The following is a 9,212-nucleotide window of genomic DNA, read 5'->3' on the forward strand; positions in this document are numbered from 1 at the left end:
CAGGAATTTTATTTATCTAATTTTTCACCGGATTTTTTTGCAACACGAACTTTTTTGCCATCTTCAACCTTATATCCTACACGAGTCGGCTCGCCGGATTTAGGGTCAAGTAACATAACGTTAGAAACGTGGATTGCTGCTTCTTGGCTGACAATTCCGCCTTGCGGATTTGCCTGGTTCGGTTTTGTATGCTTCTTCACGATGTTGACACCTTCTACAAGCACACGTTCTTTCTTAGGTAAAGCAGTCAAAACAACGCCTGTTTTGCCTTTGTCTTTGCCTGAGATTACCTTAACTGTATCGCCTTTTTTAATATGCATTCTGTCGCACCTCCTTGGTATTGCACAATGATAGATTAAAGAACTTCAGGAGCAAGTGAAACGATTTTCATGAAGTTGTTGTCGCGAAGTTCGCGTGCAACAGGTCCGAAAATACGTGTTCCGCGTGGACCTTTATCGTCACGAATAATGACACATGCATTTTCATCAAATTTGATGTAAGTACCGTCTTTACGGCGAGCTCCGCTTTTCGTGCGAACGATAACAGCCTTAACGACTTCACCCTTCTTAACAACGCCACCTGGTGTTGCTTTTTTCACGGTACAAACGATTACGTCACCGATGTTTGCAGTCTTACGACCAGAACCACCAAGTACTTTAATCGCTAGTACTTCACGAGCACCCGAGTTGTCTGCAACTTTTAAACGACTTTCCTGTTGGATCACTTAGGTAACCTCCCTTCGGAATTTCTTACGTTCCGAAATTATTTAAATTAAATGATAACCGCTTTTTCTACAACTTCCAATACGCGGAAGCGTTTTGTAGCTGATAACGGACGAGTTTCCATGATGCGAACGATGTCGCCCATTTTCGCTTCGTTTAGCTCATCATGAGCTTTGTATTTCTTAGAGTATTTTACACGTTTGCCATAAAATGCGTGCTTCTTTTGAGTTTCAACCATTACTGTAACGGTTTTGTCCATTTTGTCAGACACAACACGGCCTGTGTATACTTTGCGTTGATTACGCTCAGTCATACTTGCAAACCTCCTCTCGATTTATCAGTTATTGCCACTGAGTACTCTTTCGTGAATCACAGTTTTCATACGGGCAATCGCTTTACGTACTTCGCGGATGCGAGCAGTGTTTTCTAATTGACCAGTAGCCAATTGGAAGCGAAGGTTGAAAAGCTCTTCTTTCAGTGATTTCACTTTTTGTTCGATTTCAGCAGTGGTTAGGTCACGGATTTCATTAGCTTTCATTCGATTCACCACCAATTTCTTCGCGTTTTACGAACTTCGTTTTGATCGGAAGTTTGTGAGATGCAAGGCGCAATGCTTCGCGTGCCACTTCTTCAGATACTCCTGCAAGTTCGAACATTACTTTACCAGTTTTGACAACGGCTACCCATCCTTCAGGTGAACCTTTACCAGATCCCATACGAACCTCTAGAGGCTTTTTCGTATATGGCTTATGAGGGAAAATTTTAATCCAGACTTTACCGCCACGTTTCATGTAACGAGTCATGGAAATACGTGCTGCTTCAATTTGGCGGTTAGTGATCCAAGATGATTCTAAAGCTTGGAGACCAAATTCACCGAATGCGATTTCTTTGCCGCCTTTAGCTTCTCCGCGCATCTTTCCGCGGTGCTCACGACGATATTTAACGCGTTTAGGCATTAACATATTATTTGCCTCCTTCCTCAGATTTCTTCTTAGTTGGAAGGACTTCACCGCGATAGATCCATACTTTTACGCCAAGCTTACCATAAGTTGTGTCTGCTTCAGCATGCGCATAATCGATATCAGCGCGAAGTGTATGGAGCGGAACAGTACCTTCACTGTAGTGTTCAGCACGCGCAATGTCAGCGCCGCCTAGACGTCCAGATACTTGAGTTTTGATCCCTTTAGCGCCAGAACGCATTGTGCGTTGGATTGCTTGTTTTTGTGCACGGCGGAAAGACACGCGGTTTTCCAATTGACGTGCTACACTTTCAGCAACCAATTTTGCATCAAGGTCAGCTCTTTTGATTTCAATGATGTTGATGTGTACACGCTTGCCAGTCATAGTAGTAAGCTGTTTGCGAAGTACTTCTACTTCAGAACCACCTTTACCGATTACCATACCTGGTTTCGCAGTGTGAATTGTAACGTTCACGCGGTTTGCAGCGCGCTCGATTTCAATTTTAGAAACTGAAGCTTCTTTTAAACGAGCTTCAACGTACTCGCGGATTTTAATATCTTCGTGAAGAAGTGTCGCATAGTCTTTTTCAGCGTACCATTTTGACTCCCAGTCACGAATGATGCCGATACGCATCCCGATTGGATGTATTTTTTGTCCCACGAATTATCCCTCCTTCTTCTCAGATACCACTAGCGTGATGTGGCTTGTGCGTTTGTTAATTGCGCTTGCGCGTCCCATTGCACGTGGACGGAAACGTTTAAGTGTTGGACCTTCGTCAACGAATACTTCGCTAACAATCAGGTTGTCCAAATTCATTTCGTAGTTATGTTCAGCGTTAGCAGCTGCAGATTTTAACAACTTCTCAACAACAATAGATGCTGCTTTCGGAGTGTGGTTCAAAATTGCAACGGCTTCGCCAATTTGCTTGCCTCGGATTAAATCTACTACTAAACGGACTTTACGAGGAGCAATACGTACTGTTCTAGCGACAGCTTTTGCTTGCATGGGGAAATCCTCCTCTCAATTAACGTCTTGTTTTCTTATCGTCTGCACCATGGCTTGCGTATTTGCGTGTTGGAGCAAATTCACCAAGCTTGTGGCCTACCATATCTTCAGTTACGTAGACAGGAATGTGTTTACGTCCATCATATACAGCAATTGTTTGTCCGATGAATGTCGGGAAAATTGTAGAACGGCGAGACCAAGTTTTGATCACTTGTTTTTTCTCAGAGTCCTTTTGTGCATCAACTTTTTTCATAAGATGATCATCAACAAAAGGTCCTTTTTTCAAGCTGCGACCCATTTGGGATCCTCCCTTCGTGATTGCACCACGGCTCTTTTGGCGAACCGCAGCGAAATCAAATTATTTTTTACGACGACGCACGATAAATTTATCTGACTTGTTGTTTTTCTTGCGTGTTTTGTAACCAAGAGTCGGCTTGCCCCATGGAGACATTGGTGATTTACGTCCGATTGGCGAACGTCCTTCACCACCACCGTGTGGGTGATCGTTAGGGTTCATTACAGATCCACGTACTGTTGGGCGTTTGCCTAACCAGCGAGAGCGTCCTGCTTTACCGATGTTGATCAATTCGTGTTGCTCGTTACCTACAGAACCGATAGTTGCACGGCAAGTAGCCAAGATCATGCGAACTTCGCCTGATTGTAAACGAACAGTTACGTATTTACCTTCTTTACCCAATACCTGAGCTGAAGTTCCTGCAGAGCGTACAAGTTGTCCGCCGCCGCCTGGCTTCAATTCAATGTTGTGGATTGTAGAACCCATTGGGATGCTTGATAACGGAAGTGCGTTACCTGGTTTGATATCAGCTTCAACGCCTGACATGATTTGTGTTCCAACTTCGATTCCTTTAGGAGCCAAGATGTAACGTTTTTCCCCGTCAGCGTAGTGAATTAATGCGATGTTAGCAGAACGGTTCGGATCGTACTCGATTGTAGCAACGCGTCCTGGAATGCCATCTTTGTTACGTTTGAAATCGATGACACGATATTGGCGTTTATGTCCACCACCGTGATGGCGTACAGTTAACTTACCTTGGTTGTTACGGCCGCCTTTGCGCTTTACAGGTTGTAAAAGCGATTTTTCTGGCTTGTTCGTTGTGATTTCTGCGAAATCTGAACTCGTCATGTTACGACGACCGTTGGAGGTAGGTTTATATTTTTTAATCGCCATGTTGTTTCCCTCCTTCTTTGATTAGTTCCTTAAGAACTTATAGAAATTAAATTTCGAACAATTCGATGTCTTTAGAGTCAGCAGTCAACTTAACGATCGCTTTGCGGCGTTTGTTTGTGTATCCTGCGTGTTTGCCCATACGCTTGAATTTGCCTTTATAGTTCATGATGTTAACTTTCTCAACTTGAACGCCAAAGATTTCTTGTACGGCTTGTTTTACCTGTGTTTTGTTTGCGCGAGTGTCCACTTCGAAAGTGTACTTTTTCTCTGCCATTACTTCTGAAGATTGCTCAGTAATGACCGGACGCTTTAATACATCACGTGCTTCCATTAACTAAGCACCTCCTCTATTTTTTCTATTGCTGCTTTAGTCATAACAACTTTGTCATGGCCAAGCAAGTCTAAAACGTTGATGCCGCTTGCTGTTACTACCGTCATACCGTGAAGGTTACGTGCAGATAATGCAACGTTTTCGTCTAGGTCAGCAGTTACGAACAATGCTTTTTTGCCAATTGAAAGGTCTTGCACTAATTTAGTGAATTCCTTTGTTTTCGGTGCATCGAAAGTCAATCCTTCAAGTACCATCAAGTTTTCTCCAGCTACTGCAGATGAAAGTGCAGAACGAAGAGCTAAACGACGTACTTTCTTAGGAAGTTTATAGCTATAGCTGCGTGGCGTTGGACCGAATACGATACCGCCTCCGCGCCATTGTGGTGAACGGATAGACCCTTGACGAGCGCGTCCAGTTCCTTTTTGCTTCCATGGCTTTTTACCACCACCAGCTACTTCAGAACGATTTTTTACTTTATGGTTACCTTGACGAAGCGAAGCGCGTTGCATCACTACTGCGTCAAATAACACGGCTTCATTTGGTTCGATACCGAATACGTAATCGTTCAATTCGATGTCGCCCACTTGTGAACCTGTTTGATTTAATAAAGCTACTTTAGGCATTCTTGTTTCCTCCTTCCTTGAAAAGATATTATTGCGCTTTAATAGAAGATTTCACTCGGATCAACGCTTTGCGTGAACCAGGAACATTACCTTTAATAAGAAGCAAGTTGCGTTCTGCATCAACTTTCACAATGTGAAGGTTTTGGATCGTAACTGTGTTGCCACCCATTTGACCAGGTAATTTCTTTTGTTTGAATACACGGTTAGGAGCAACCGGACCCATTGAACCAGGACGACGGTGGTAGCGTGAACCGTGAGCCATTGGTCCGCGTGATTGTCCGTGGCGTTTAATAACACCTTGGAAACCTTTACCTTTTGTTGTTCCTGTTACATCTACTACATCGCCTTCTGCGAATACATCTACTCTGACTTCCTGACCAATCTCGTAATCAGCTAAGTTTACATTGCGAAATTCGCGAATGAAGCGCTTAGGAGCAGTGTTTGCTTTAGCTACATGTCCTTTAGCAGGTTTGTTAGAAAGCTTTTCACGCTTGTCTTCAAAACCTAATTGAACTGCTTCGTAGCCGTCAACCTCAACTGTTTTCTTTTGAAGAACTACGTTTGGAGCAGCTTCAATTACAGTTACAGGGATTAAATCACCGTTCTCAGCAAAAACTTGCGTCATACCGATTTTTCTACCTAAGATTCCTTTGGTCATGTTGTCACACCTCCTGCAATTATTTGTGTTTTTTATATTTCGTTTACCGATTAAAGTTTGATTTCAATGTCAACGCCAGATGGTAAATCTAATTTCATTAACGCATCAACAGTTTGTGGTGTTGGGTTAACGATATCGATTAGACGTTTGTGCGTGCGCATCTCAAATTGCTCACGTGAATCTTTATAAATGTGGACTGAGCGCAAGATTGTGTAAACTGACTTTTCCGTCGGCAACGGTATCGGACCCGATACGCTTGCACCTGAACGTTTAGCTGTTTCAACAATTTTCTCAGCAGATTGATCAAGAATTCTGTGATCATATGCTTTTAAACGGATACGAATTTTTTGTTTTGCCATTATTTTCCCTCCCTTTTCGCCTATTTTTGATAGACATTCTCCACGAAAATTTTCCAATCACTCGCCATGGCAAAGCGGCCGGGTGTATCGGTAACCTCTCGCTTCATCGCAGTCAAAGACCAACGTTCACTAGTATACAAAATTAAAAAGAATTCCGCAAGTGTTTTTACGAAATTCTTTTAATCACTTTTATTAGTATAGCAGGATTTATTTTATATTCAACCTATACGCTAATAGTCCGAACATTTTTATCTTAAGCCAACCACATGATGGCAATCCACCCGAAGATTAAGAGCGGAATGTTGTAGTGAAGGAACGTTGGTACGCAAGTATCCCAGATGTGATTGTGCTGGCCATCCACATTGAGACCAGCTGTCGGCCCAAGCGTTGAATCGGACGCTGGTGAACCGGCATCCCCCAGTGCTCCTGCTGTGCCGATCAGCGCAATGATTGCCAAGCTTGAGAAGCCGAACTCCATACTCATCGGAACAAAGATTGCGGCGATGATCGGGATTGTTGCAAAGGATGAGCCGATGCCCATTGTTACCAACAAACCCGCCACCAGCATAGCAAACGCGGCGAGGCCTCTATTGCCCGCAAACATCTCGGAAACGCTTGCCACCAACTGCTCGATGGCGCCTGTCGCCGTTACAACAGAAGCAAAGCCGTTTGCGGCGATAATCACAAAACCGATGAATGCCATCATGCGCATGCCCGTACTCAAAATGTCATCCGCCTCATGCCATTTCATAGCCCCTAATAGATACAAGACCAAAATGCCGGCAAGCGCTCCTATAATCATAGAATCTGTAGTGATTTGTCCGTATAGCGCAGCTAATAGCGCCAAGACTGTTACGATAATATCTTTTGTTGAAGCCATCTTTTTGTTAGTTTCTTCTATATTAATGTTTTTAGTGTGATAGTCGCGCGGTTTCCGGTAAGAGATAAAGATGGCAATCACAAGTCCGACTACTAAGCCAAGGACTGGAATCATCATCGCTCTAGGAATATCCGCCATATCAACCGGTAAACCGGCAAGCCCCATTTGTGTAGCCACAATATCATGGAAGATTAAACCGAAACCATACGGCAATAAAATATAAGGCGCCGTCAAACCGAATGTCAGCACTGAAGCGATTAAGCGGCGGTCAATCCGCAACTCGTTCATAATGTGCAAAATCGGTGGCAATAATAAAGGAATAAACGCAATATGGATCGGAATCAAATTCTGCGAAAAGATAGCCATAAGCAATAACGCAAAAATGATTAATGCTTTCGCTAAGCTTTCTCGCGTTGCTTCTCCTTCCTTATTAACGAGCTTTAATACGCTCGAGACAAGAAGTTCCGGAATTCCGGTACGGGAAATCGCTACCGCAAAACCTCCTAACATAGCATAGCTTAACGCTATGGTAGCCCCTGCTCCAAGTCCGTCTGTAAACGCCTTAACTGTGTCCATAAACGGCAACCCGCCGCTCAGTCCTCCCGCAAGCGCTCCAAGCAATAACGCAAAGACCACGTTGACCCGGAGCAAGCTCAAGACCAACATGACCAAAACAGCAACAATAACTGCATTCATGATATCTATCTCCTTTAGTTTGCTAAAGCATTAAAGTGTACACTTTAAATTAACAAAAGGCTAAAAGGATGTCAACCCACATTTCTTTATATAGTAGAAAGCTTAAAAACTCTGAAAACTAAAAACTCCTTTGCCCGGAAGCAAAGGAGTTTTCCTATTAAAAAGAACTGGCCGTACTCATATCAGTTGCAGTCTTAATACACGCATTCAATTTGCCGATATCAAAATTGCCGCCACTTACAATAACCCCTGTGCTGTTCGAGTGAAAAGGCAGGTGACGATAAAGAACTGCAGCTACAGCAGCAGCTCCCGCTCCCTCAATCAGCATTTTCTCCCGTTCCAGCATGAAGAGGATGGCTGAAGCAATTTCTTTTTCACTGACCGTAATGACATCATCTACATAAGCCTGGATGATTTTCGTAGTCAACTTGCCCGGATCTTTCACTTTGATCCCTTCTGCTATGGTTGGAAGAAACGGCACAGCAGTAGCGGAAGTGCCATGGAAAATCGAAGCGATTGCCGAAGCTGCCTGCGCTTGCACACCGATTACGCGAACAGATGGGCGAATTGCCTTGACCGCAAGAGCTGTACCAGCGAGCAAACCGCCTCCCCCTGCCGGAACTACAATAGTATCCATATCCGGGCATTGCTGCATCATCTCCATCGCTGCCGTCGCTTGGCCTTCAATGATTGCCAAGTCATCAAACGGATGGACAAAGGCCGCTCTCGTAAACAATTGCTCTTTTTTGGCAGCTGCATAAGCTTCGTCAAAACTTTTTCCAATGAGCCGAACAGTTGCCCCGTACTGGCGTGTCGCCATCACTTTTGCGTCTGGAGTTGATTCCGGCATGAAAATTGTTACCGGAACACCTTTTTCTCTTCCAGCTAAAGCGACTCCTTGAGCATGGTTGCCTGCAGAAGCAGCCAAGATGCCTTGCTGGCATTCTTCGTCCGTCAAGTGGCTGATCTTATTGAAAGCCCCTCTTATTTTGAACGATCCAGTTTTCTGCAAGTTTTCCAATTTCAAAGAGACTTTATTGCCAGCGATCCTGTTCAACGTTTGCGACTGTTTGCAAGGAGTACGGTGGACGATTGGTGCCAGCTTTTCGAATGCGTCATATAAACCTACTGTATCGTACGAATTCCCAACTAAATCATCTCCCTTTAATAGTAATACATTAAACGTGTTGCTGTTTTTCTTCGTATGCTGCGATGTATGAATCATATTGGAAGGTTAATGCAATTTCGTCCCAGCCTTTAAGCAGCATTTCCTTCCAGTACGGATCAATCGTAAACTCATACCAGCTTCCGTCCTGTCCAGTCACCGACTGCTCCTCCAAATTGACTTCCAGCTGAAAGTCTTCCTTCTGTCCCTTTTGAATAAGCTCATTTACTTCCTGATCTTTCAAGCGGATTGGCAAAATGCCGTTTTTCACACAGTTGTTGTAAAAGATGTCCGCATAGCTTGGTGCGATGACTACGTTAAACCCATAATCCTGAATCGCCCACGGGGCATGCTCGCGTGAAGAGCCGCAACCGAAATTTTCTTGTGCGACTAAAATTTCGGAGCCTTGGAAGCGTGGATCGTTGAGGACAAATTCTTCAATTTTCGAACCATCCGGGCGAAAGCGCCAATGATAAAACAAATACTTGCCAAAGCCTGTACGCTCAATGCGCTTCAAAAATTCTTTGGAAATGATTTGGTCAGTATCCACGTTTTGCCGATCCAGCGGCGTCAAGATACTGGTGATTTTATTGATTGGTTTCATCTGCGGTTGCCTCCTTTTCC

At 43.9% G+C, this 9,212-nt stretch carries 16 protein-coding genes; all 16 read right to left on the reverse strand.

What is annotated here, in order from left to right:
• Positions 1–8: 8 nt before the first annotated feature.
• On the reverse strand, positions 9–320 hold the full coding sequence (rplX, locus tag B0H99_RS14765) for a 50S ribosomal protein L24 (RefSeq protein ID WP_106534462.1): 312 nt from the start codon (positions 318–320) through the stop codon (positions 9–11).
• Positions 321–355: 35 nt separating this feature from the next.
• Positions 356–724, reverse strand: coding sequence for a 50S ribosomal protein L14 (gene rplN / locus B0H99_RS14770; RefSeq protein ID WP_036803916.1), 369 nt, complete (start codon positions 722–724; stop codon positions 356–358).
• 47 nt (positions 725–771) lie between these two features.
• Positions 772–1,035: a 30S ribosomal protein S17 gene (gene rpsQ / locus B0H99_RS14775; protein WP_106534463.1), complete on the reverse strand. Its 264-nt coding sequence runs from the start codon at positions 1,033–1,035 to the stop codon at positions 772–774.
• A 24-nt stretch (positions 1,036–1,059) separates the two neighbouring features.
• Complete coding sequence (gene rpmC, locus B0H99_RS14780; protein ID WP_006828936.1) at positions 1,060–1,260, reverse strand: 50S ribosomal protein L29; 201 nt, start codon at positions 1,258–1,260, stop codon at positions 1,060–1,062.
• Positions 1,250–1,684, reverse strand: coding sequence for a 50S ribosomal protein L16 (gene rplP, locus B0H99_RS14785; protein WP_036803910.1), 435 nt, complete (start codon positions 1,682–1,684; stop codon positions 1,250–1,252). Before rplP ends, rpmC begins: the two co-directional genes overlap by 11 nt.
• Before the next feature lies 1 nt (position 1,685).
• Positions 1,686–2,342, reverse strand: coding sequence for a 30S ribosomal protein S3 (gene rpsC / locus B0H99_RS14790; protein ID WP_106534464.1), 657 nt, complete (start codon positions 2,340–2,342; stop codon positions 1,686–1,688).
• Positions 2,343–2,345: 3 nt separating this feature from the next.
• Positions 2,346–2,687 (reverse strand): 50S ribosomal protein L22, encoded by a 342-nt coding sequence (gene rplV, locus B0H99_RS14795; protein WP_106534465.1) that lies wholly within the window; start codon positions 2,685–2,687, stop codon positions 2,346–2,348.
• A 19-nt stretch (positions 2,688–2,706) separates the two neighbouring features.
• Positions 2,707–2,985: a 30S ribosomal protein S19 gene (rpsS, locus tag B0H99_RS14800; protein WP_106534466.1), complete on the reverse strand. Its 279-nt coding sequence runs from the start codon at positions 2,983–2,985 to the stop codon at positions 2,707–2,709.
• A gap of 60 nt (positions 2,986–3,045) precedes the next feature.
• Positions 3,046–3,876 carry a 50S ribosomal protein L2 gene (gene rplB, locus B0H99_RS14805; RefSeq protein WP_106534467.1) on the reverse strand — a complete coding sequence of 277 codons (831 nt, stop codon included), beginning with the start codon at positions 3,874–3,876 and terminating at the stop codon, positions 3,046–3,048.
• A 46-nt stretch (positions 3,877–3,922) separates the two neighbouring features.
• Positions 3,923–4,207: a 50S ribosomal protein L23 gene (gene rplW / locus B0H99_RS14810; protein WP_106534468.1), complete on the reverse strand. Its 285-nt coding sequence runs from the start codon at positions 4,205–4,207 to the stop codon at positions 3,923–3,925.
• On the reverse strand, positions 4,207–4,830 hold the full coding sequence (gene rplD, locus B0H99_RS14815; RefSeq protein ID WP_106534469.1) for a 50S ribosomal protein L4: 624 nt from the start codon (positions 4,828–4,830) through the stop codon (positions 4,207–4,209). Before rplD ends, rplW begins: the two co-directional genes overlap by 1 nt.
• 28 nt (positions 4,831–4,858) lie before the next feature.
• Complete coding sequence (gene rplC / locus B0H99_RS14820; protein ID WP_106534470.1) at positions 4,859–5,488, reverse strand: 50S ribosomal protein L3; 630 nt, start codon at positions 5,486–5,488, stop codon at positions 4,859–4,861.
• Between the two features lie 50 nt (positions 5,489–5,538).
• Complete coding sequence (gene rpsJ, locus B0H99_RS14825; protein ID WP_033542800.1) at positions 5,539–5,847, reverse strand: 30S ribosomal protein S10; 309 nt, start codon at positions 5,845–5,847, stop codon at positions 5,539–5,541.
• 253 nt (positions 5,848–6,100) lie between these two features.
• A complete protein-coding gene (locus B0H99_RS14830; protein ID WP_106534471.1) occupies positions 6,101–7,423 on the reverse strand; it encodes a Na+/H+ antiporter family protein in 1,323 nt (440 codons plus the stop codon).
• A 157-nt stretch (positions 7,424–7,580) separates the two neighbouring features.
• Positions 7,581–8,648, reverse strand: coding sequence for a threonine/serine dehydratase family protein (locus B0H99_RS14835; RefSeq protein WP_106534472.1), 1,068 nt, complete (start codon positions 8,646–8,648; stop codon positions 7,581–7,583).
• A complete protein-coding gene (leuD, locus tag B0H99_RS14840) occupies positions 8,602–9,192 on the reverse strand; it encodes a 3-isopropylmalate dehydratase small subunit (RefSeq protein ID WP_106534473.1) in 591 nt (196 codons plus the stop codon). Before leuD ends, B0H99_RS14835 begins: the two co-directional genes overlap by 47 nt.
• Positions 9,193–9,212: the final 20 nt, after the last annotated feature.

Origin of the sequence: Planomicrobium soli, from assembly GCF_003014655.1 — a bacterium.
Taxonomy (GTDB): domain Bacteria; phylum Bacillota; class Bacilli; order Bacillales_A; family Planococcaceae; genus Planococcus; species Planococcus soli_B.

Bases quoted from the DNA above. Each gene is read 5' to 3' on its own strand.
- rplC (WP_106534470.1), bottom strand. From the start codon at position 5,488: ATGACCAAAGGAATCTTAGGTAGAAAAATCGGTATGACGCAAGTTTTT.
- rplV (WP_106534465.1), bottom strand. From the start codon at position 2,687: ATGCAAGCAAAAGCTGTCGCTAGAACAGTACGTATTGCTCCTCGTAAA.
- rpsS (WP_106534466.1), bottom strand. From the start codon at position 2,985: ATGGGTCGCAGCTTGAAAAAAGGACCTTTTGTTGATGATCATCTTATG.
- rplX (WP_106534462.1), bottom strand. From the start codon at position 320: ATGCATATTAAAAAAGGCGATACAGTTAAGGTAATCTCAGGCAAAGAC.
- rplD (WP_106534469.1), bottom strand. From the start codon at position 4,830: ATGCCTAAAGTAGCTTTATTAAATCAAACAGGTTCACAAGTGGGCGAC.
- B0H99_RS14835 (WP_106534472.1), bottom strand. From the start codon at position 8,648: ATGATTCATACATCGCAGCATACGAAGAAAAACAGCAACACGTTTAAT.
- rpsJ (WP_033542800.1), bottom strand. From the start codon at position 5,847: ATGGCAAAACAAAAAATTCGTATCCGTTTAAAAGCATATGATCACAGA.
- leuD (WP_106534473.1), bottom strand. From the start codon at position 9,192: ATGAAACCAATCAATAAAATCACCAGTATCTTGACGCCGCTGGATCGG.
- rpsQ (WP_106534463.1), bottom strand. From the start codon at position 1,035: ATGACTGAGCGTAATCAACGCAAAGTATACACAGGCCGTGTTGTGTCT.
- rplW (WP_106534468.1), bottom strand. From the start codon at position 4,207: ATGGAAGCACGTGATGTATTAAAGCGTCCGGTCATTACTGAGCAATCT.
- rplB (WP_106534467.1), bottom strand. From the start codon at position 3,876: ATGGCGATTAAAAAATATAAACCTACCTCCAACGGTCGTCGTAACATG.
- rpmC (WP_006828936.1), bottom strand. From the start codon at position 1,260: ATGAAAGCTAATGAAATCCGTGACCTAACCACTGCTGAAATCGAACAA.
- rplP (WP_036803910.1), bottom strand. From the start codon at position 1,684: ATGTTAATGCCTAAACGCGTTAAATATCGTCGTGAGCACCGCGGAAAG.
- B0H99_RS14830 (WP_106534471.1), bottom strand. From the start codon at position 7,423: ATGAATGCAGTTATTGTTGCTGTTTTGGTCATGTTGGTCTTGAGCTTG.